Consider the following 22,089-nt stretch of genomic DNA (forward strand, 5'->3'; position numbering starts at 1 on the left):
CGTGACACAGCTGCCCGTGGAGCGGGACGACAGCAGCGCGCTGACCGTGCCGGAGCCCGGCGCCGGCCCGGTACCGGTTGCCGAGGTGGCGGCCGGGCGGTCGGCGACCCGGGGGCGGCTGGTGCTGCGCAGGCTGCTGCGCAACCGGCTGGGCCTGATCGGCGCGGTGGTGGTGGCGCTGCTGTTCGTCGGCGCGTTCGTCTCACCGTTCCTCTATCCGTGGGACTACCGCACCCAGGACGACGCCGCGCTGCTGATGGCACCGTCCCCGCAGCACTGGTTCGGTACCACCAAGCTCGGCGAGGACCTGTTCGCCCAGTGCATGCGCGGGCTGCAGAAGTCGCTGCTGATCGGCCTGCTGGTGGGGGTGATCTCGACCGCGGTGGCCTCGGTGGTCGGGGCCACCGCCGGCTACTTCGGCCGGGCCGCCGACAAGGGCCTGATGTGGCTGGTCGACCTGCTGCTGGTGCTGCCGTCGTTCCTGGTGGTGGCGATCCTGAGCCCGTGGTTCCGGGGCAAGTCCTGGCTGCTGCTGGTGCTGCTGCTGTCCGCGTTCAGCTGGATGATCACGTCCCGGATCGTGCGCGGCATGACACTGACCCTGCGCGAGCGGGACTACGTGCTGGCCGCGCGGTTCATGGGCATGCCGGCCTGGCGGATCATTGCCCGGCACATCATCCCGAACATGGCATCGCTGCTGATCATCGATGCGACCATCGGCGTCGGCGGCGCGATCCTCGGCGAGACCGCACTGAGCTACTTCGGGTTCGGCATCCAGCCGCCGGACGTCTCGCTGGGCACCCTGATCGCCTCGGGCACCGACTCCGCGCTCACCTTCACCTGGCTGTTCCTGTTCCCGGCCGGGCTGTTGGTGGCCACCGTGCTCTCGGTGAACTTCTTCGGTGACGGGCTGCGGGACGCGCTGGACCCGACGTCCACCCGGGCCCGCGGTAGACGACCCGGTAAACGACCCGGCACACGCGCGAAGCGGGCGGGAGCCCGATGACCCCGTCCCGCGAGGCCGCCGGCGAACCGATCCTGCGGGTCGACGGCCTTGAGGTGTCCTTCCCCAGCGAGGCCGGCCCGGTGCGGGCGGTGCGCGGGGTGAGCTTCGAGGTGGGTGCCGGCGAGGTGCTGGGTATCGTCGGCGAGTCCGGCTCCGGCAAGTCGGTGTCCGCGCTGGCCACCATGGGCCTGCTGCCGCCGCAGGCACAGGTGTCCGGGTCGATCCGGTTCCGCGGCGAGGAGCTGCTCGGGCGCTCCGACACCGAGCTGGCCCGGATCCGGGGCCGGCGGATCGCGATGGTGTTCCAGGACCCGCTCTCCGCGCTCACCCCGATCTTCACCGTCGGCAACCAGGTGGCCGAGGCGCTGCTGATCCACAACAAGGACCTGACCAAGGACCAGGCCGCGCGGCGCGCGGTCGAGCTGCTGGACGTGGTGGGCATCCCGCGCGCCGCGGAGCGGGCCAGGGCGTTCCCGCACGAGTTCTCCGGCGGCATGCGGCAGCGCGTGGTGATCGCGATGGCCATCGCCAACGACCCGGACCTGATCATCGCCGACGAGCCGACCACCGCGCTGGACGTCACCGTGCAGGCGCAGGTGCTGGACGTGTTGCGGACCGCGCGCGAGCTGACCGGCGCCGGGCTGGTCCTGATCACCCACGACCTGGGGGTGGTCGCCGGCGTGGCGGACCGGGTTCAGGTGATGTACGCCGGGCGGGTCGTGGAGACCGCGCCGGTCGACGAGCTGTTCGCCGGCCCCCGGATGCCGTACACGCTCGGTCTGCTCGGCTCCATCCCCCGCCTCGACGCCGACCGGCGCCAGCCGCTGGTGCCGATCGAGGGGCAGCCGCCGTCCATGGTCGACCTGGATCCCGGCTGCCCGTTCGTGCCGCGCTGCCCGCTGGCCGAGGACCAGTGCCGCGCCGACGAGCCGCCGCTGACGCCCATCGAGGGGACCGGGTCCGACGGCCCCGTCCCCGCCGAGCACGGCACCGCCTGCTGGCGCGCCGGCGAGCTGGTCGCGAAGGCGCCGGACGCGGCGGAGCTGTTCGGGGTCACCGCGATCCCCCAGGCGCCGTCGGCGAACGGCACCGAGCCGGACGTGGTGCTCAAGGTGACCGACCTGGCCAGGCACTACCCGCTCACCCGGGGCGCGGTGTTCCGCCGCCGGGTCGGCACCGTGCGCGCGGTCGACGGGGTGTCCTTCGAGCTGCGGGCCGGCGAGGTACTGGCGCTGGTCGGTGAGTCGGGCTGCGGCAAGACGTCGACCCTGATGGAGATCCTCGGGCTGACCAAGCCGACCGAGGGCACCGTCGAGGTGCTCGGGCAGGACGTGACCCGGCTGGACCGGGCCGGCCGCAAGGCGATCCGGCGCGACCTGCAGGTGGTCTTCCAGGACCCGATCGCCTCGCTGGATCCCCGGCTGCCGGTCGGCGACGTGATCGCCGAGCCGCTGATGGTGCACGGCATGGCGGTGCAGCGGCGCAACGAGCGGGTGCGGGAGCTGCTGCGGCTGGTCGGGCTGCGCCCGGAGCACGCCGAACGCTATCCGGCGGAGTTCTCCGGCGGTCAGCGCCAGCGCATCGGCATCGCCAGGGCACTGGCACTCGAGCCGAAGGTGCTGGTTCTCGACGAGCCGGTGTCCGCGCTGGACGTGTCTATCCAGGCCGGCGTGATCAACCTGCTCGACGAGCTCAAGGTGCGGCTGGGGCTGGCGTACCTGTTCGTGGCGCACGACCTGTCCGTGGTGCGCCACCTCGCCGACCGGGTTGCGGTGATGTACCTGGGCAAACTCGTCGAGGTCGGCGCGGTGGACTCGGTATTCAGTGCCCCGTACCACCCGTACACCCAGGCACTGCTCTCCGCGATCCCGGTGCCGGACCCGACGGTGGAGCGCCGCCGCGAGCGCATCCTGCTGCACGGCGACCTGCCCAACCCGGCGGACCCGCCCTCGGGCTGCCGGTTCCGTACCCGCTGCCCGCTGTTCCCCACACTCGGCCCGCTGGCCCAGCAGCTGTGCCTGGAGCGGGATCCGCCGCTGGAGGCGACGCCGGACGGCACGGCGGGCCCCGCCCACAACGTGGCCTGTCACCACGCTCGCGTTCGGGAGGTCGTGTGAAGGTCCGCTCGCGGAGTGGATCGTGGGTGGCCGCGTTGTTGTGCGTGCTGACAACCGGTCTGACGGTCACGCTGGCAGGTTGCTCGAGCAGCGGCGGCGGCCCCGCACCGACACCGGCCGCGACCGGCGCGAACGACGTCAACCCCAGGCCGGCGGACCAGCTGCGCGACGGCGGCGACCTGCGCTGGCCGATCGACTCGCTGCCGGACAACTTCAACCGCAACCAGTTCTCCGGCAGCCAGGTGCAGACGAAGCAGATCACCGACGCGGTGCTGCCGGTGCTGTACACCGACACCGCGGACGGCGGCACGGCCCGGAATGCCGACTTCCTCACCGCGGCGGACCTCACCTCGGCCGTACCGCAGGTCGTCACCTACGCGCTCAACCCGAAGGCAACCTGGAGTGACGGCAAACCGATCACCTGGCGCGACTTCGAAGCCCAGTGGAAGGCGCTCAACGCCACCAACCCGGCCTACCTGATCTCCAGCCGCACCGGCTACGAGGACATCGCCTCGGTCGCGCCCGGTACCGACGACCACCACGTCGTGGTCACCTTCGCCCGCATGTTCGCGGAGTGGGAGTCCCTGTTCAGCCCGCTGTACCCGGCCTCGACCAACGCCGACCCGACGCTGTTCAACACGGGCTGGATCAACAAGATCCCGGTCACCGCCGGTCCGTTCGCACTCGACGCGATCGACCCGACCGCGAAGACCGTGACGCTGCGCCGGAACCCGAAGTGGTGGGGTCGGCCGGCCAAACTGGACCGGATCATCTTCAAGGTCTTCGAGCGCACCGCGACGGCCGACGCGCTGGCCAACAACGAGATCGACTTCTACCCCATCGGGTCCAGCGTGGACCTGCTCAAGCGCGCCCAGTCGGTGCCCGGGGCGGCGATCCGGCAGTCCGCCGAACGGCAGTACAACCAGATCACCTTCAACGGCGCGCCCGGCGCGGTCCTGTCCGACCTGAAGCTGCGCCAGGCCATCGCCAAGGGCATCGACCGCACCGCGATCGCCCGCCGGATGGTCGGTGCGATCGTGCCCAACGTGACCCAGCTGGGCAACCACATCTACGCCTACGGCTCCAAGGACTACCGGGACAACTCCGGCGAGCTGCCCTACGACCGGGGCGCGGCCAACCGCGAGCTGGACACGCTCGGCTGGGTGCGGGCCTCCCCCGACGCGATGCGCAGCCGCAACGGCCAGCCGCTGCGGCTGCGGCTGTTGGAAGCGACGCCCAACCCGATCGGGCAGCAGATCGACCGGACCGTGCTCGACCAACTGGCCCAGCTCGGGGTCACCGTGATCATCCAGCCGGTGCCGATCCAGCAGGCCAGCAGCCAGTACAAGACCGGCAACTTCGACCTGGTCACGTTCGCCTGGCAGAACACCAGCACCCCGTTCAGCGGCACCCAGGGGCTCTACGCCGAGCCGAGGGGCGACGACGTGCAGCAGAACTACGGGCGGATCTACGACCCGCAGGTCAGCGCGCTGTTCGAGCAGGGGCTACGGGAGCTGAACGACACCAGGCGCGCCGACCTCGGCAACCAGGCCGACCGGCTCATCTGGCAGGAGGTGCACCACCTGCCGCTCTACCCGGCCACCGGCGCGTACGCGGTGCGGTCCACGCTGGCGAACTTCGGCGCACCCGGGTTCGCCGACATCGACTACATCGACGCGGGGTACCTGAAGTGAGCGAGCTCCTCAGCCGCCGGCACCTGCTGCAGGGCAGCGCCCTGCTCGCCGGTGCCGCCCTGCTGGCCGCCTGCGGCGGCGGTTCGGGAGGGCAGCTGCAGAACCCGGGGGCGGGCGCCGGGCACAACGACATCAACCCGAAGCCTCGCGACCAGATCCGCGACGGCGGCAACCTGCGCTGGCCGATCGACTACGTGCCGTCGAACTTCAACAACAACCAGTTCGACGGCGCCGACATCATCGGCCTCAACATGCTGTCGGCAGTGCTGCCTTCCCTGTTCACCGGCACGGCCGACGGCGGCATCGGAGTGAATCCCGACTTCCTCACCTCGGCAGTGCTCACCTCGTCCGCGCCGCAGATCGTCACGTTCGCGATCAACCCGAAGGCGACCTGGAGCGACGGCTCGCCGATCACCTGGCGCGACTTCGAGGCCCAGTGGAAGGCCCTCAACGGAACGAACCCCGCGTTCCAGATCGCCAGCAAGACCGGCTACGAAGACATCGCCTCGGTGGCAAGGGGGACCGACGACAGACAGGTCGTCGTCACCTTCGCGCGGATCTTCGCGGAGTGGCAGGGCCTGTTCAGCCCGCTCTACCCGATCTCCACCAACACCGACCCCGGGATGTTCAACAGCGGCTGGATCAACAAGATCCCGATCACCGCGGGCCCGTTCGCGCTGGGGTCGATCGACCTCACCGGCAAGACGGTGACACTGCGCCGCGACCCGAAGTGGTGGGGCACGCCGGCGAAGCTGGACCAGATCATCTTCCGGGTCTACGAACGCAACGCGCTGGCCGACGGCCTGGCCAACAACGAGATCGACTTCTATCAGATCGGCTCCAGTGTCGACCTGCTGCGCCGCGCCCAGTCGGTGCCCGGCGCGTCGGTTCGGGAGTCGCCGGAGCGGCCGTACAACCACATCACGTTCAACGGTGCACCCGGCGCCGTCCTGGCCGACGTACGGCTGCGCCAGGCCGTCGCCAAGGGCATCGACAGGCTGGCCCTCGCCCGGCGGCTGATCGGGCAGATCGTGCCGAAGGTGACCACGCTGGACAACCACATCTACCCCTACGGCTCCATGTACTACCGGCCGAACGCCGGCGTCGTCGCCTTCGACCAGGCGGCGGCGAACCGCGAGCTCGATGCGCTCGGCTGGGTGCGACCGAGCCCGAACGCGGTACGGGTCAAGGACGGCAAGCCGCTGCAGCTGCGCCAGGTCGGCGACGCCTCCAACCCGATCGGCGACCTGATCGACCGCACCGTGGCGGACCAGCTCGGCCAGATCGGCGTCGGCACGAACCCGTCCCGGCTCGACCTGCGGCAGAAGAACGATGCGATCAAGTCCGGGGACTTCGACCTGATCGGCTTCGTCTGGCAGACCACCGCCAGCCCGTTCAGCGCCAGTCAGAGCCTTTACGCCCAGCCACGGGGCAACGACGTGCAGCAGAACTACGGGCGGATCTACGACCCCCGGATCAGTGCACTGTTCGACCAGGGCATCCGGGAGCTGGACGACGCCAAGCGCGCGGACCTCGGCAACCAGATCGACCAGCTGATCTGGCAGGAGGTGCACCACCTGCCGCTCTACCCCAGCACCGGCGCCTACGCCGTCCGCTCGACGCTGGCCAATTTCGGCGCGCCGGGTTTCGCCGACATCGACTACATCAACGCGGGGTTCGTGAAGTGAGAGTTCGTGCCGTGGCACTGCTGGCCGTCGGAGCGCTCGCGCTCACCGCATGTGGCGGTGGCGGGGGTGCCCCGCCGACCAAGGCGCTGGGCAGTACCGACATCAACCCACAACCCCGCGACAACGTGCGGGACGGCGGCGACCTGCGGATCCCGATGCAGACGCTGCCGAGCAACTTCAACTACAACGAGGTGGACGGACCGGGCGTCGACCTTGGCGCCATCGACGAAGCGGTACTGCCCAGGACGTTCAACGGCACCGCCGACGGTGGTACCGCTCTGAACAGCGACTACCTGACCTCGGCGGACGTCACCTCGACCGCGCCGCAGGTGATCACCTACACGATCAACCCGAAGGCCGTCTGGAGTGACGGCAGCCCCATCACCTGGCGGGACTTCCAGGTGTACTGGCAGGCATTGAACGGGACGAACCCGGCCTACCAGGTCGCCGGCACGAACGGTTACTCCGACATCAGGTCGGTGTCCCGGGGTACCGACGACAAACAGGCCGTGGTGACCTTCGACAAACCCTACGGCGAGTGGAAGACCCTGTTCACGCCGCTCACCCCGGCCTCGTTGAACGCCAGCCCGGCGACGTTCAACACGTCGTGGAGGACCACGATGCCGGTGACCGCCGGTCCGTTCAGCGTGCAGTCCATCGACCAGACCCACAAGACCGTGACGCTGGCCCGCAACCCGAAGTGGTGGGGCACCCCGGCCAAGCTCGACCGCGTCATCTTCCAGTACTACGACACGTCGGCACTGGCCGACGCTCTGGCCAACAACGAGCTGGACATCATCGGGGCGAGCCAGCTCGACCTGCTGCGCCGGGCCCAGCAGACACCGGGCGTGGTGATCCGCAGCGCGCCCGGGCGCACCTCGTTCAACGTCACGCTCAACGGGGGCGCCGGGTCGCCGCTGGCCGACCTCCGGCTGCGCCAGGCCGTCGCCCAAAGCATCAACCGGCAGGAGATCACCCAGCGCCAGCTCGGGCAGGTCGTGCCCAACGCCCAGCCGGACGGCAACCATTTCTACGCCCCCGGAGAGAAGGAGTACGAGGACAACTCTGCCGCCCTGCCCTACGACCCCGCGCACGCCCAGCAGGTGCTCGACTCGCTGGGCTGGACCCGCCCTGGTCCGAACGCACCCCGCGCCAAGGCCGGCAAGCCGCTGAGCCTGCGCCTGATGTACGCGCAGGACCCGTCGAACACCGAGATGGCCAAGACCGTGCAGAACGAACTGGCCCAGATCGGCGTCACCGTCGAGCTCAACCAGGTCGACCCGAGCCAGTTCTTCCCCACCTATGTCAACCGGGGCAACTTCGACCTGGCGCTGCTCGGTTGGGGATCGACACCCAGCCCGCTCAGCGACGGGGCGGGAATCTATGAGCAACCCTTGGGCAACAACGTCCAGCAGAACTACGGCCGCATCGGCAGCCCACAGATCGATGCCCTGATCGCCCAGGGCCTGGGTGAGCTGGACGACACGAAACGTGCGGCCCTCGGCAACGAGATCGACCGGTTGATCTGGCAGGAAGGGCACAGCGCGGTCCTGTTCGCCGTCCCGGGCGTCGTCGCGGTCCGGTCCAATCTGGCCAACTTCGGCGCCCGCGGCTTCGCCGACCGCGACTACATCGACGCGGGGTTCGTGAAGTGAGAGTTCGTCTCATCGCACTGCTGGCCGTCGGAGCGATCGTGCTGACCGGATGTGGCGGCGGCGGCGGGACCGTGAGTTCCCAGAGCCAGGCACTGGGCAGCATCGACATCAACGCGCAGCCTCGGGACAACGTGCGCGACGGCGGAAACCTGCGGCTGCCGATGTCGCTGTTCCCGAGCAACTTCAACATCAACGAGGTGGACGGGTCCAACGTCGACATGGGCAACATCGTCGGGGCGATCCTGCCGTCGATGTTCGTCGGTACCGCGGACGGCGGGTCGCGGGTCAACACCGACTACCTCACCTCGGCGGTCGTCACCTCCACCTCGCCACAGGTGGTCACGTACACCATCAATCCGAAGGCGGCCTGGACCGACGGCACACCGATCACCTGGCGGGACTTCCAGGCGTACTGGCAGGCACAGAACGGCACCAATCCGGCCTACCAGGTGGCCGGTACGACGGGCTACGACTCGATTGGCTCAGTGACAAGGGGAATTGACGACAAGCAGGTCGTCGTGACCTTCGCCAAGCCCTACGGGGAGTGGAAGAACCTGTTCACCCCGCTCGAGCCGACGTCGCTCACCTCGACCCCCACGGCGTTCAACACCGGTTGGAAGACCAGCATCCCCGTCACCGCCGGGCCGTTCACCGTGCAGTCCATCGACCAGACAAGCCAGACGATCACCCTTGCCAGGGACCCGAAATGGTGGGGCACCCCCGCCAAGCTGGACCGCATCATCTTCCGGGTCTACGACTCGGCCGCCGAGGCGGATGCGCTGGCCAACAACGAGCTCGACTACTACGAGATCGGCGGCAACCTCGACCTGTTCCGCCGGGCGCAGCGCACCCCGGGCGGAGTGGTGCGCAACGCCCCGAGCCGGCAGTCGTTCAACGTCACCTTCAACGGGGGTACCGGCTCACCGCTGGCGGACCTGCCGCTGCGGCAGGCGATCGCGCAGGGCATCAACCGGCAGGAGATCGTCCGCCAGATCATCGGGCAGATCGTGCCCAACGCCCAACCGGACGGCAGCCACCTGTATGCGCCAGGATCCAAGGAGTACCGGGACAACTCCGGCGTACTGCCCTACGATCCCGCGCACGCCCAGCAGGTTCTGGACTCACTCGGCTGGGTACGCCAGGGCACCGGCCCAACCGCTACCCGGGTCAAGAACGGCAAGCCGCTGAGCCTGCGCCTGGTGTACGGGCAGGATCCCGCCGTTCAGGACCTCGCCGTCACCGTGCAGAACGAGCTGGCCCAGATCGGCGTCACCGTCGTGCTCAACGGGGTGGACGGCAACCAGTTCTTCCCCACCTACATCACGCCGGGCAACTTCGACATGGCGCTGTTCGGCTGGCAGAGCACGTCCAGCCCGTTCAGCTCGTCATTCGGCATCTACGGACTTCCGCTGGGCTCCAACGTCCGGCAGAACTACGGCCGGATCGGCAGCCCGGAGATCGACAAGCTGTTCGCCCAGGGCACCGCGGAGCTGGACGACACCAAGCGCGCGGCGATCGGCGACCAGGTAGACCGGCTCATCTGGCAGGAGGCCCACAGCGTGATCCTCTACCCCCGCCCCGGCGCGGTCGCGGTGCGGAGCAACCTGGCCAACTTCGGCGCCTTCGGCTTCGCCGACTGGGACTACATCAACGCGGGGTTCGTGAAGTGAGGGGCCGGCGTCTGGCGCTGCTGGCGGTCGCGGTCGCCGTGGTGGTCGCCGGTTGCGGCGGGGGTGGCGGCGCGGCGAATCCCCAGAACAAGGCCATCGGCAATATCGACGTCAACCCGCAGCCCCGGGACCGGGTGCGCGACGGCGGCGACCTGCGGCTGCCCTTGGACATCTTCCCGAACAACTACAACTACAACCAGGTCGACGGCACCAACAGCGACATCGTGACCCTGTCCGGCGCGATGCTGCCCGCCCCGTTCACCGGCACCGCGGACGGCGGGCTCACGCTGAACACGGACTACTTCACCTCCGCCGCGATCACCTCCACGTCGCCGCAGGTCGTCACCTACACGATCAACCCGAAGGCCACCTGGAGCGACGGCACCCCGTTCTCCTGGCGGGACTTCGAGGCCTACTGGCACTCCTCCAACGGCAGCGACCCGGCGTACCAGACCTCCGGCACCACCGGCTACGACGACATCTCCTCGGTCACCCGCGGCGTCGACGACAAGCAGGCCGTGATCACGTACCGCAAGCCGTACGCGGAGTGGCAGAACCTGTTCAACCCGTTCTTCCCCGCCTCGCTGACCTCGACACCGGCGGCGTTCAACTCGGCCTGGAAGACGTCCATGGCGGTCACCGCCGGCCCGTTCACCATCGACTCGATCGACCCGACCGCGAAGACGATCACGCTCAAGCGCGACCCGAAGTGGTGGGGCACGCCGGCGAAGCTGGACCGGGTCATCCTCAAGCAGTACGACCCGGCGGCGCTGCCGGACGCCCTGGCCAACAACGAGATCGACTACTACGAGATCGGCTCGGACGTGAACCTGCTCCGGCGGGCCCAGTCCACGCCGGGCGCCGCGGTCCGCGACGCGCCGTCCCGCTACTACACCCAGATCACCCTGAACGGAGCGACCGGCTCGCCGCTGGCCGAGCTGGCGCTGCGTCAGGCGATCGCTCAGGGCATCGACCGCGCGGCCGTCACCCGGCAGATGCTGGGCCCGATCGAGCCGTCCGCGCGGCCGAACGGCAACCACCTCTACCCGCCCGGCACCAAGGACTACCGGGACAACTCCGGGGCGTTGCCCTACGACCCGGCACATGCGCAGCAGGTCCTCGACTCACTCGGCTGGGCCCGGAACGGCGCCACCCGCCAGAAGAGCGGGCGACCGCTGAGCCTGCGGCTGGTCTACGGCGGCGCCGTGCCCACCAACCAGGACATCGCCAAGTCGGTGCAGAACCAGTTGGCCCAGCTCGGCGTTTCGGTCGTACTGCAACCACTGCCGCCGGCTGAGCTGTTCCCGAACATCACCGCGGGCAACTTCGACCTGGCGCTGTTCTCCTGGGGTGGTACCGCCAGCCCGCTGAGCAGCTCGACGGAGATCTACGGCAGCCCGGTCGGCGACACCGTGCGGGAGAACTACGGGCGGGTCGGCACGCCGGAGATCGACGCGCTCTACCTCCAGGGCAACGCCGAGCTGGACGACGCCAAACGGGCCGAGATCGGCAACCGGATCGATCAGGAGATCTGGCGGGAGGCGCACAGCGTGGTGTTCTACGCCCGACCCGGCGCGGTCGCCGTGCGCTCGAATCTCGCCAACTTCGGGGCCTCCGGTCTCGCCGATGTCGACTACATCAACGCGGGGTTCGTGAAGTGAGGGCACTGTGACGCGGCGGGGCAAGATCGGGCTGGTGACCGTCGCGGCGGCACTGCTGCTGGCCGGTTGCGGCGGCGGGGGTGGCGGCGCCCGGCTGGCGACCCCGCCGCCGGGCAACCAGGACATCAACCCGCACGACCCTGCCACCCTGCGCGACGGCGGTGACCTGCGGATCCCGCTGGACAACCTGCCGGTGAACTACAACTACAGCCACATCGACGGGCACGAGGAACAGACGCACGAGGTGATGTCCGCGCTGATGCCCCGGGCGTTCAAGGACGCACCGGACGGCGGCGTGGTGCTCGACACCGACTTCGTGACGTCGGCCGAACTGGTCTCACCGTCGCCGCAGGTGGTGCACTACCACATCAACGACCGCGCGGTGTGGTCCACCGGGCGGTCGATCACCTGGGACGACTTCGCCGCCCAGGTCACCGCCAACAGCGGCGCGAACCCGGCCTACCTGGTCGGCGACACGACCGGCTACCGCGACATCGCCAAGGTGGAGCGCGGGGCGAGCGAAAAGGACGTGCTGGTCACCTTCGCCAGGCCGTTCTCCGAGTGGCAGGGGCTGTTCTACGGCCTGTACCCGAAGGAGACGGACAGCGACCCGAAGGCCTTCAACACCGGCTGGGTGCAGTCGCCGCAGGTCACCGCCGGGCCGTTCAAGGTGGGCACCCTCGACCAGACCGCGAAGACCCTGACGCTGGTCCGCAACGAGCGCTGGTGGGGCGAGCAGCCCCGACTGGCCCGGGTGATCTTCACCGTCACCGACCGGAACGCCCTCGCCGACCGACTGGCCAACAACGAGATCGACCTCTACGAGATCGGCTCCAGCGTGGACCTGTTCCGCCGCGCCCAGACCATCCCCGGCGTACAGGTGCGCGAAGCCACCCCGAAGCAGTTCACCCAGATCACCCTCAACGGCTCGCCGGGAGCGATCCTGTCCGACCTGAAGCTGCGTCAGGCGGTCGCACGGGGCATTGACCGGGCCGAGATCGCCCAGAAGGTGATCGGGCCGATCGTGCCCAAGGTGGTGCCGATGGGGAACCACATCTACCCGTACGGCGCGAAGGACTACCGGGACAACTCCGACGTGCTGCCCTACGACCAGGCCGAGGCCAACCGGGAGCTGGACGCACTGGGCTGGGCCCGGCCGGCGGCCGGCGGGGTGCGCGCGAAGGGCGGCAAGCAGCTGTCCCTGCGGATCGTCGTCCCGGCCGGCAACCCGATCTCGGACGCCGTCGCCAAGGTGACGTTGAACCAGCTCGCCCAGGTCGGGGTGCAGCTGGTGATCAACGCGGTGCCGGTGAACCAGTTCTTCTCCGGCTTCGTCAACACCGGCAACTTCGACCTGGCCCCCTACCAGTACGTGAGCAGCTCGGCGGCGTTCTCCAACAGCGTGAACGTCTTCCAGGAGCCCAAGGGCACCGACCTCGGCATCAACTTCGGCCGGATCTACGACCCGCGGATCGGCGCCCTGTACGCGCAGGGTCTCGCCGAGCTGGACGACGCCAAGCGCGCCGACATCGGCAACCAGGTCGACCGGGTGATCTGGGAGGAGGTGCACGACATCCCGATCTACCCGGGCACCGGCGCGTGGGCGGTACGTGCCACCGTGGCCAACTTCGGCGCCAAGGGCCTCGGGGACTTCGACTTCGTGCACGCCGGGTTCACCCAGTGACGCGGCCGACCGCCAGGATCGGGTGCTGGCGGTGTCGCTGGTGGTGGTCGCCGCGTTGCTGGTGGTGGCCGCCGCGCTGCTGCTGGCCGGTTGCGGCGGCGGGGATGGCGGCGCCCGGCTGGTCGCCCCGCAGCGCGGCAACCAGGACATCAACCCGCACGACCCTGCCACCCTGCGCGACGGGGGTGACCTGCGGATCCCACTGGACAACCTGCCGACCAACTACAACTACAACACCATCGACGGGCACGAGGGGCAGACCCACGAAGTGCTGTCTCCGCTGATGCCCCGGGCGTTCAAGGACGCCCCGGACGGCGGCGTGGTGCTCGACACCGACTTCGTGACGTCGGCCGAACTGGTCTCACCGTCGCCGCAGGTGGTGCGATACCACATCAACGACCGCGCGGTCTGGTCCACCGGGCGGCCGATCACCTGGGAGGACTTCGCCGCCCAGGTCACCGCGAACAGCGGCGCCAACCCGGCGTACCTGATCGCCGACAAGAGCGGCTACCAGGACATCGCCAAGGTTGAGCGCGGTGCCACCGACAAGGACGTGGTGGTCACGTTCCGGAAGACCTTCGCGGAGTGGCAGGGGCTGTTCTACGGGCTCTACCCGAAGGAGACCGACGCCACCCCGGAGGCGTTCAACACCGGTTGGATCAGCCAGCCACAGATCACCGCGGGCCCGTTCAAGGTCGGGACCGTCGACCAGACCGCGAAGACCATCACCATGGTGCGCAACGAACGCTGGTGGGGCGACCGGCCCCGGCTGGACCGGGTGATCTTCACCGTCACCGACCGGAACGCGCTCGCCGACCGACTGGCCAACAACGAGATCGACCTCTACGAGATCGGCTCGAGCATCGACCTGTTCCGCCGCGCGCAGGGCATCCCCGGCGTGCAGGTCCGCCAGGCGACACCGAAGCAGTTCAGCCACATCACGTTCAACGGCGCACCGGGCGCGATCCTCGCCGACCTGAAGTTGCGCCTGGCCATCGCGAAGGGCATCGACCGGGCGGCCATCGCGCGGCGGCTGATCGGCGGGATCGTGCCGACCGCGGTGCCGATGGGGAACCACATCTACCCGGTCGGCTCGAAGGACTACCGGGACAACTCCGATGTCCTGGCCTACGACCAGGCGGCGGCGAACCGGGAGCTGGACGCACTGGGCTGGACCCGGTCGGCCCCCGGCGGGGTGCGGGCGAAGAACGGCCAACCGCTGCGGCCGCGGTTCGTGGTGCCGGCCGGCAACCCGATCTCCGACGCGGTCTCGAAGACGACCTTGGACCAGCTCGCCCAGATCGGCGTGCAGGTCGAGATCGACGCGGTGCCCACCGGGCAGTTCTTCTCGAACTTCGTGAACGTGGGCAACTTCGACCTGACCAGCTTCCAGTGGATACAGACCTCGGTGCCCTTCTCCAACAGCGTCGGCAACTACCAGGAGACGAAGGGCACCGACATCGGCAACAACTTCGGCCGGATCTACGACCCCCGGATCGGCGCGCTGTTCGCCCAGGGGCTGGCCGAGCTGGACGACGCCAAGCGCGCCGACATCGGCAACCAGGCCGACCGGGTGATCTGGGAGGAGGTGCACGACGTCCCGCTGTACCCGCAGACCGGGGCGTTCGCGGTACGCGCCACGGTGGCCAACTTCGGCGCCAAGGGCCTCGGCGACTGGGACTTCGTGCACGCCGGCTTCACCCAGTCCTGAGTGTCCTGGCGGTGTTGGCGCTCCTACTGTGCGCTGTCCAGCCAGCCGCCGGAACGCCAGTACTCACCACCGTCCCGGTCCAGCAGGCTCTCGTCGACCAGGTAGCGGCGCACCGTGACGTAGTCCACCGGGCTGTCGTCGGTCCAGGCGCGCAGCATCGCGTCGACCTCGCGCTCGGGGTAGCGGACGCCCGGTTCGAACGTGCTGACCAGGTGCTCCAGCACGATCCGGCGGCGGCCGCGCTGCGCCGGCAGTCCGATCAGGCGACCGTTCCGGACGAACGCGCGCACCAGCCACTCGACCTTCGGATCGACGTAGCCGTACGGCTCGTCGGCCGGCGCCGGCGCGGCGGCCCGCGCGGCCTCCTTGAACAGCGCGGTGCGCAGCACATAGCCGCCCGGGGCGTCCTCGATCAGCCCGCCGGTGTGCAGCCGGCGCAGCGCGGCGGCGACCGCCTTCGGGTCCAGCCCGGACCGCTCGGCGATCTGGGCGTGCGTACGGGCACCCAGCACCATCGCGGCGACCACCCGCAGCCGCTCCGGCTCGGCGAGCAGGCCAACCAGCTCAGCGGGTTCCACGCCGACCGAGGCTACCGGCCGGGCCGCACGGGCGCGGACGCCCCTGCCGACGGTTACCGAGCTGCACCGGCCGGGCTACACGGGCGCGGACGCCCCTGCCGGTGGTTACCGAGCTGCACCGGCCGGGCTGCACGGGCGCGGACGCCCCTGCCGGTGGTTACCGAGCTGCACCGGAGGCAGGTTCGGGGCGCCGCGAACCTGCCTGGTGTGCAGCTGGGTAACAAGCCGCCGCGAGCCGCTCACGGGTGCGCGGGGGCGGCCGGTGCGCGCGAGCGGTCAGTGCGCGGGGGCGCTCAGCAGGACCGCCGTACGCCTCCGGTACCACCGCACACATTGCGGTACCGCGGCACACATTGCCCATCCTGTGTGCGGCGGTACCGAGCTGTGTGCGGTGACGCGGCGGGGGGGCGGCCAGGGCGGCGGGTCAGCCGATGGTGAGGGCGGCGATGCGTTCCCGGTGCTCGGCGGCGGTTCCCGCGGTGCCGGCGAGGCGCTTGGCGCGCTTGTAGAAGAAGTGCGCCTCGTGCTCCCAGGTGTAGCCGATGCCGCCGTGGTACTGGATCATCGCGCCGGTCACCAGCTGCGCGGCGTCGCTGGCCTTGGACTTGGCGACCGCGACGGCCAGTGCCGCCGCGTCGTCCAGCGTCGTCCCGCCGCCGGCGCCGGTGTCCAGCGCGTGCGCCGCGTAGAGCACGGCGTGCTCCGCCATGGTCACGCCCACGTGCAGGTCAGCCATCGTGTGCTTGATCGCCTGGAACGAGCCGACCGGCACCCCGAACTGCTTGCGCTCCCGGTCGTAGGCCACAGTGCGGGTCAGCGCCTCGCGGGCACCCCCGACGAGGTCGGCGGCGATGAGCACGGCGGCCCGCGCGGCCAGCTGCGCGTGCACCTCGACGGACCCGCCGGGCAGCGGCTCCCCGACGCCGTCGGCCAGTGTCACGGTGGCCAACCGGGTGGTGCCGTCGAAGCTGTCCAGCCGCCGGGTGCTCACCTCGTCGGCCCGCAGCAGTCGCAGCCCGAACGCGTCGGCCACCACGAGCAGGTCGGCCGACCCGGCGTACTCCACCCCCGGCCAGCCGTCCTCGGTGGAGCCGCGCAGCGCGAGTGCGCCGACCACCTCACCGGCGCCCAGCTTGGGCAGCCACTGCTGCTGTTGGCTCTTCGAACCGGCCAACCGGATCGCCTCGGCGGCAAGCACGGTGCCCCGCCACGGCCCCGGTGCGACGCCGGCGCCCAGCTCGCGGGCGATCACCTGCGCCTCCACCAGACCGAGCCCGAGCCCGTCGTACTCCTCGGGCACCAGCGCGGCGAGCCAACCCTGCTCCCCCATCGCCTGCCACAGAGTGGCGGGGAGCCCGTCCCCGTCGGGGTCCTCGACGACGGCCCGGACCGCTTCGGTGTCGAACTTGCCGGCCAGGAAGTCGCGCACGGCGGCACCGAAGTCCCGCTGGTCATCGGTCAATGCGAAGAACATCGCGAATCCCCTTACCGCGGCAGGCCGAGCACACGCTCGGCCACGATCGTGCGCTGCACCTGCGAGGAGCCACCCCAGATGGTGACCGACCGGGACCACATCGCCTGGGCGTGCATCGCGGCCAGGTCCAGCCCGGGTATCGGTTCGCGCAGGGTGGCGTCCGGACCGAGCACGTCGTCGAACACCTCCCACAGGTCCTGGAAGGTCTCCGACCACTGCAGCTTCGTCATGGACGCCTCGAAGCCGAGGTCGCGGCCCTGCTCGACCTGGGTCAGCACGTACATCGCGTGGTAGCGCAGGCACTCCAGCTCGGCCAGCACCCGGGCGAGCTTGTCCCGCAGCACCGGGTCCTGATCGCGGCCCAGCGCCCGCGCGACGGCCACGATCTCGTCGTACTGCCGGCGGAACTCGGTGTACTGGGACATGCCGGAGGCACCGCGCTCGAAGGACAGCAGCAGCATCGCCGTGCGCCAGCCGTCGCCCAACTCGCCGAGGCAGTCGGCGGCGGAGACCCGCGCGTCGGTGAAGAACACCTCGCCGAACTCGCTGGCCCCACTCATCTGCTTGAGGGGGCGCGCTTCCACACCGGGCTGGTGCATGTCGATGAGCAGCATGGAGATACCGCGGTGCTTCTCCGAGCCCGGCTCGGTGCGCACCATGGCGAAGATCTTGTCCCCGTGCACTGCGTTCGTGGTCCACACCTTCTGGCCGTTGACCACGAAGTCCGCGTCGTCACCGTCGCCGTCCCGGACACCCTTGGTGGACAGCGCGGCCAGGTCGGAGCCGGCGCCGGGCTCGGAGAAGCCCTGGCACCAGATCACCTCGTTGCGCAGCAGCGGCCCGATGATCTCCTTGCGCTGCGCATCGGTGCCGATGGCCATCACGGTGGGCGCCAGGAAGGTCAGCCCGAGTGCGTTGACCGTCTGCGGGGCGCGGGCGAGCACCATCTCCTCGTCGTAGATGGCCTTCATCCCGGGGGTGCCGCCGCGGCCGCCGTACTCGGTCGGCCACTGGATGCCGGCGAACCCGGCGAGCGCCTTGTCCCGCTCCCAGTCGCGGCGCAGCTCGAAGCTCTCGGTCGAGGGCAGCGACCCCCAGAACCCGGGCTTGGTCCACTCCTCCGGGATGTGCGCGCGCAGCCAGCCGCGCAGCTCATCGCGGAACCGCTCTTCGTCGGCCGTGTAGGTCAGGTCCATGCGCCGCGCCTCCCTGCGAGTGCCGGACATCCTCCGGCCAGCTTGGCATACCCGTCGGTAACTTGTGCCTGCGGAGCGCCCAGATCACCCCACCAGGCTCAGGCGGCTCAGTCGATCAAGCGGGCCCGCAGCCGGTCCAGCTCACCGTCGGCCAGCCCGTGCCGGCGCAGCCAGCCGACCGCGGCGCCGTCCGGGTCCAGGTCGGCGAACACCGCCTCCATCAGCTCGGGCGGGCAGCGGTACAGCTCGATGTCTGCCGGGTCGATGTCGTACTCACTGCCGACGCCCCGGCTCAGCACCGCCATCAGCCGCTCGTTGGACATCGCGTAGTCGTGCACCACCGCGTCCCGGGTCACCCCGACGGCGTCCTCCACCAGTGCGCAGAACACCCCGGTGCGATCCTTGCCCGCGGCGCAGTGCACCAGTGTCGGCCCGGCGTCGGCCTCGGTGAGCACCCGGACGGCGGCCGTCATGTTCTCCGGCCGGTGCGCGAGGTAGCCGCGGTAGTTGAACAGCTTCGGGTCCTCGTCCTCCCGGGGGATCGGGCGCTGGCCCGCCGGCAGCACGGTGAGGTGTTCGGTGCGCACCCCGGCCCGTTCCAGCGGCGTCGGACCGTCCTTCTCGACCTCACGCGGCGAGCGCAGGTCGATCACGGTGCGCAGGCCGAAGTCCTCAGTGAGAAAGCGCACATCGGCGTCGGTCAGCTCGTGCAGCCTGGCGCTGCGCAGCACCTGGCCGAACCGGGTGCGGCCGCCGTCGCGCAAGGGCAGTCCGCCCAGGTCACGGACGTTCTCGCAGCCCTCCAGGACCACCCAGCGGGGCGTCTCGGTGCTCGTACCGACCGCCCATGACTCGCTCGCACGCTCACTCATGCGCCCTCGAAGCGGCTCGGGTTGAGGATGCGGCGCCGGATCTGGGCCACGATCGGCCCGTCCTGCTCGCTGTCCGCGCGGGCCCGCTGCCATTCGGGGTCACTCTGGAACGCCGCCCATTTGCGCTCCAGGTCCGCGTAGTCCTCGAAGCGCAGGCCGTAGACCAGCTCGTTGTTGGAGTTCTCGCCCACCTCGGTGAGCGCGATGAAGGTCAGCTCCATGCCGTGCTTCTCGAAGAAGCCGAAGGTGTGCTCGTTGAACCGGCGGACCAGGGCCGGCATCCTGCCGGGGACCGTGACGTACTCACGGATCTCATGAATCACGGCCTCCAGTCTGCCGCGCTAACGGGGCAGCCGCAGGGTGATCGTGGTCCCTACCTCGGGAGCGGTGACCACCTCGAGCGCGGCCGCCGGGCCGGGGGCGGCGCGCAGCCGCTCGCGCACGTCGGTCACCGCGTCGGTCAGCCGTACCGGGTCCATGCCGAGCCCGTCGTCGGACACCGTGAGCACACAGTCCGGGCCGACCTGGGCCGCCGTGATCGTCACCGTGCCGCCGCGCGGGGTGCCCTCGATGCCGTGCCGGACCGCGTTCTCCACCAGCGGCTGCACGGTCAGGAACGGCAGCGCCACATCCTTCAGCTCGACCGCCACGTCCCGCTTGACCCGCAGCCGGTCGCCGAACCGGGCCGCCTCCAGTGCCAGGTACCGGTCCGCGTTCGCCAGCTCGTCGCCCAGCGTGGTGGACTCCGCGCCGCGGCGGAACGAGTAGCGGGTGTACTCGGCGAACTCCAGCAGCAGCTCGCGGGCCCGGGACGGGTCGGTGCGCACGTAGGACGCGATGGTGGTCAGCGCGTTGTAGACGAAGTGCGGTGAGATCTGGGCACGCAGCGCCCGCGTCTCGGCCTGGGCCAGCCGGACAGCCTCGTCCAGCGCGGACAGCTCAGCCGAGGGCGCCGGTGTTCCGGCGGCCGGCAGCGCGGCGTCCGGGGCGGCGGTGAGCACCACCGGCCCGCGCACACTCGCCGGGTGCTCGTCCAGGCGCAGGCCCAGCCAGCTGGCGTTGCGCAGTCGACCGTCCGTCTCCCAGCGCCGGTAGGAGATCTCGCCGACCAGCTTGGGCGACAACCAGCGCGCGCCCCGGATGTCGTCCGGGCGGGGTAGGGCGAACGGGCAGTCCGGCTGGCCGAGGCCATCGATGCGACCGGCCAGCTCGCGGCGGGCGGCGGCGTCCAGCCCGATGCTGATCCGGCCTACGAAGCGCAGCCCCGTCGGGCCGGGCACCCCCACCAGCAACGACCCGACCCGTTCGTCCGCCGGCGCGGTTCCGGTCCGCTCCCCGGCCGCCGACTCGCCGTTGCGCTCGCCGCCGGCCCAGCCGCTGGGCTGCCAGCCGCCGATCACCACGCGTTGGGCGTGCCGGGGCAGGGTCTCCACCCACGCCCGGGAGCGCCGGCCGGGCTGATAGCGGGAGTCCAGCCGCTTGGCCACTACGCCGGCGAGGCCGTGCTGCTCACCGGCGTGCAGCACGGTCTGTCCGTCGGTGTCCAGGAAGTACGGCGGCAGTTCGGCGGGCAGCGCGCTGACATCCAGCTCGGCGAGCAGTTCGCGGCGCCGCTGGTACGGCAGCTCGAGGGTGGACCGGCCGTGCAGGTACAGCACGTCGAGCAGGTAGAACTTGACCGGCGCCCGGTTCAGCAGCACCACGGAGGGGTTCGAGTTGTTCATCCGCTGGCGCAACGGCATCACGTTCGGCCGGCCCAGCTGGTCCAGTGCGACGATCTTGCCGTCCAGCACCAGCGGGCCGTGCGCCTCGGCCAGCGCGGACAGCGCGGCCAGCTCGGGGTAGCTGGAGGTGATCTGGCGGTCCGTGCCGCTGAGCAGCCGGGTGCGTCCCGGGCGCAGGTAGGCCACCGCGCGCAGCCCGTCCCAGACGAACTCGAAAGCCCAAGCCGAGCCGGCCGGCATGGCTCCCTCGGTGGCGAGCATCGGCCGGATCGGGTGCGTCGACGGGTCCGGCAGGCTGCTCCCCTCCACGCGATGAGGGTAACCGCCGACGGTCCGCTCCAACCCCCCGGTTCAGACCCGACTCAGGCAGTGATCCCGCGCGCGAGTGCGCGCGGGATCGAGGTCACCGCGGCGGCCAGCACCCTGGTCACGCCGGTCGCGGTGACGGCGTCAACAGGAGGCGCCGCCACCACCCAGCAGCGCGCCGACCAGGCCCACCACGGAGGCGATCAACCCCGGCGAGCAGGATGCCGCCGAACTACTCGCGGCGGCCTGACCGCCGCTGCTGCCACCGAAGGTCACGAAGTTCGCGGAGCTCTGGGGCGCCGGCGCCGGCGCCGACTGGGGAAACTCGTTGGCGCGGGCCTGGGACGCGGCCAGCTCCGCCGGGCCGGCGGGGGCCTGCTGGTTCACGAGTCTCCCACCGGTCGGCCCGGCGGCCTGCGATCCAGCCGGCGGCCTGTCGGCGTCATGCTTGGAGTGGGCGCTGAAGGCGAGAAACCCGATCATCAGCGCGAGGGCGGCAGCAGCGACAGCCGCAACAGAACCAAAAGAACGAACCACGACCCACTCCACTCGTGTGGTGTTAGTTACCGAGGTTAACGACTGCTACGGCAAGTGGTTCGCAACTTCACACGGATGGCTGGTCGTGATGACGGGGAACAGCCTGAACAAAATGCTCTGCGAGGTCGAAGGCCTGGTCGGCCAACTCGACCAGATGACCGCTTGTCACCCGATAGAGCATTCGCCGCCCGTCCCGCCGGGCCGCCACCAACCCGGCCAGCCGCAGTCGTCCGAGGTGCTGGGAGACCGAGGACCGCGAGGCGCTGACCTGGCCGGTCAGGGTGGTCACGTCCTGCTCCTCGGTGCCGAGGAGCCGGACCAGTTGCAGCCGCGTGGGGTCGGCGAGCTGGGCGAGCAGCTCGGCGGCCGTCAGCAGCACCGCGCCATCCGGATCGTCGGCGGCGTCACCCACGGCAACGTCCCCCCGCGCCTCCCACACCGGCACCGACACCGCCTGGCTGTGGCAAGGCTGTGGCGGATGCCATGTGCTTGTGCGCGCGCATGGTTGCATATTGG

The 22,089-nt window shown here is 70.3% G+C and carries 17 protein-coding genes; 9 read left to right on the forward strand and 8 right to left on the reverse strand.

Annotated elements, in window-relative coordinates; all coding sequences use genetic code 11:
• The first annotated feature begins 1 nt into the window (after position 1).
• From ACTXG6_RS45855 to ACTXG6_RS45895, 9 genes are read left to right on the forward strand one after another with little or no spacing between them, the layout of a single operon-like run.
• Positions 2–1,006 (forward strand): ABC transporter permease, encoded by a 1,005-nt coding sequence (locus tag ACTXG6_RS45855; RefSeq protein ID WP_445185564.1) that lies wholly within the window; start codon positions 2–4, stop codon positions 1,004–1,006.
• Entirely contained in the window at positions 1,003–3,123 is a 2,121-nt protein-coding gene (locus ACTXG6_RS45860) for an ABC transporter ATP-binding protein (RefSeq protein WP_445185565.1), read from the forward strand. Before ACTXG6_RS45855 ends, ACTXG6_RS45860 begins: the two co-directional genes overlap by 4 nt.
• Before the next feature lie 26 nt (positions 3,124–3,149).
• A complete protein-coding gene (locus tag ACTXG6_RS45865) occupies positions 3,150–4,817 on the forward strand; it encodes an ABC transporter family substrate-binding protein (protein WP_445185566.1) in 1,668 nt (555 codons plus the stop codon).
• Positions 4,814–6,505 (forward strand): ABC transporter family substrate-binding protein, encoded by a 1,692-nt coding sequence (locus ACTXG6_RS45870; RefSeq protein ID WP_445185567.1) that lies wholly within the window; start codon positions 4,814–4,816, stop codon positions 6,503–6,505. Before ACTXG6_RS45865 ends, ACTXG6_RS45870 begins: the two co-directional genes overlap by 4 nt.
• Entirely contained in the window at positions 6,502–8,160 is a 1,659-nt protein-coding gene (locus tag ACTXG6_RS45875; protein WP_445185568.1) for an ABC transporter family substrate-binding protein, read from the forward strand. The genes ACTXG6_RS45870 and ACTXG6_RS45875 overlap by 4 nt, the downstream gene beginning before the upstream one ends.
• Positions 8,157–9,830 carry an ABC transporter family substrate-binding protein gene (locus ACTXG6_RS45880; protein WP_445185569.1) on the forward strand — a complete coding sequence of 558 codons (1,674 nt, stop codon included), beginning with the start codon at positions 8,157–8,159 and terminating at the stop codon, positions 9,828–9,830. The genes ACTXG6_RS45875 and ACTXG6_RS45880 overlap by 4 nt, the downstream gene beginning before the upstream one ends.
• Entirely contained in the window at positions 9,827–11,491 is a 1,665-nt protein-coding gene (locus tag ACTXG6_RS45885) for an ABC transporter family substrate-binding protein (protein WP_445185570.1), read from the forward strand. Before ACTXG6_RS45880 ends, ACTXG6_RS45885 begins: the two co-directional genes overlap by 4 nt.
• Positions 11,492–11,498: 7 nt before the next feature.
• Positions 11,499–13,175, forward strand: coding sequence for an ABC transporter family substrate-binding protein (locus tag ACTXG6_RS45890; protein WP_445185571.1), 1,677 nt, complete (start codon positions 11,499–11,501; stop codon positions 13,173–13,175).
• Between the two features lie 31 nt (positions 13,176–13,206).
• Positions 13,207–14,886: an ABC transporter family substrate-binding protein gene (locus ACTXG6_RS45895; protein ID WP_445185572.1), complete on the forward strand. Its 1,680-nt coding sequence runs from the start codon at positions 13,207–13,209 to the stop codon at positions 14,884–14,886.
• A 23-nt stretch (positions 14,887–14,909) separates the two neighbouring features.
• Here the strand turns inward: ACTXG6_RS45895 and ACTXG6_RS45900 are convergent, their stop codons facing one another.
• From ACTXG6_RS45900 to ACTXG6_RS45935, 8 genes are all read right to left on the reverse strand, one after another.
• Positions 14,910–15,464, reverse strand: coding sequence for a DUF2087 domain-containing protein (locus ACTXG6_RS45900; protein WP_445185573.1), 555 nt, complete (start codon positions 15,462–15,464; stop codon positions 14,910–14,912).
• Positions 15,465–15,888: 424 nt separating this feature from the next.
• A complete protein-coding gene (locus tag ACTXG6_RS45905; RefSeq protein ID WP_445185574.1) occupies positions 15,889–16,938 on the reverse strand; it encodes an acyl-CoA dehydrogenase family protein in 1,050 nt (349 codons plus the stop codon).
• A gap of 11 nt (positions 16,939–16,949) precedes the next feature.
• Complete coding sequence (locus ACTXG6_RS45910; protein WP_445185575.1) at positions 16,950–18,164, reverse strand: acyl-CoA dehydrogenase family protein; 1,215 nt, start codon at positions 18,162–18,164, stop codon at positions 16,950–16,952.
• Between the two features lie 77 nt (positions 18,165–18,241).
• Entirely contained in the window at positions 18,242–19,006 is a 765-nt protein-coding gene (locus ACTXG6_RS45915; protein WP_445185576.1) for a tyrosine-protein phosphatase, read from the reverse strand.
• The gene (locus tag ACTXG6_RS45920; RefSeq protein WP_445185577.1) at positions 19,003–19,329 is read right to left on the reverse strand and encodes an NIPSNAP family protein; all 327 of its coding nucleotides are present in this window, start codon (positions 19,327–19,329) and stop codon (positions 19,003–19,005) included. The genes ACTXG6_RS45915 and ACTXG6_RS45920 overlap by 4 nt, the downstream gene beginning before the upstream one ends.
• An 18-nt stretch (positions 19,330–19,347) precedes the next feature.
• Positions 19,348–21,039, reverse strand: a complete 1,692-nt coding sequence (locus ACTXG6_RS45925) for a histidine kinase (RefSeq protein WP_445185578.1) — start codon at positions 21,037–21,039, stop codon at positions 19,348–19,350.
• Positions 21,040–21,180: 141 nt separating this feature from the next.
• Positions 21,181–21,423, reverse strand: a complete 243-nt coding sequence (locus ACTXG6_RS45930; protein ID WP_445185579.1) for a hypothetical protein — start codon at positions 21,421–21,423, stop codon at positions 21,181–21,183.
• 217 nt (positions 21,424–21,640) lie between these two features.
• On the reverse strand, positions 21,641–21,985 hold the full coding sequence (locus ACTXG6_RS45935) for an ArsR/SmtB family transcription factor (RefSeq protein WP_445185580.1): 345 nt from the start codon (positions 21,983–21,985) through the stop codon (positions 21,641–21,643).
• Positions 21,986–22,089 lie beyond the last annotated feature (104 nt).

The organism is Pseudonocardia sp. Cha107L01, from assembly GCF_052566575.1.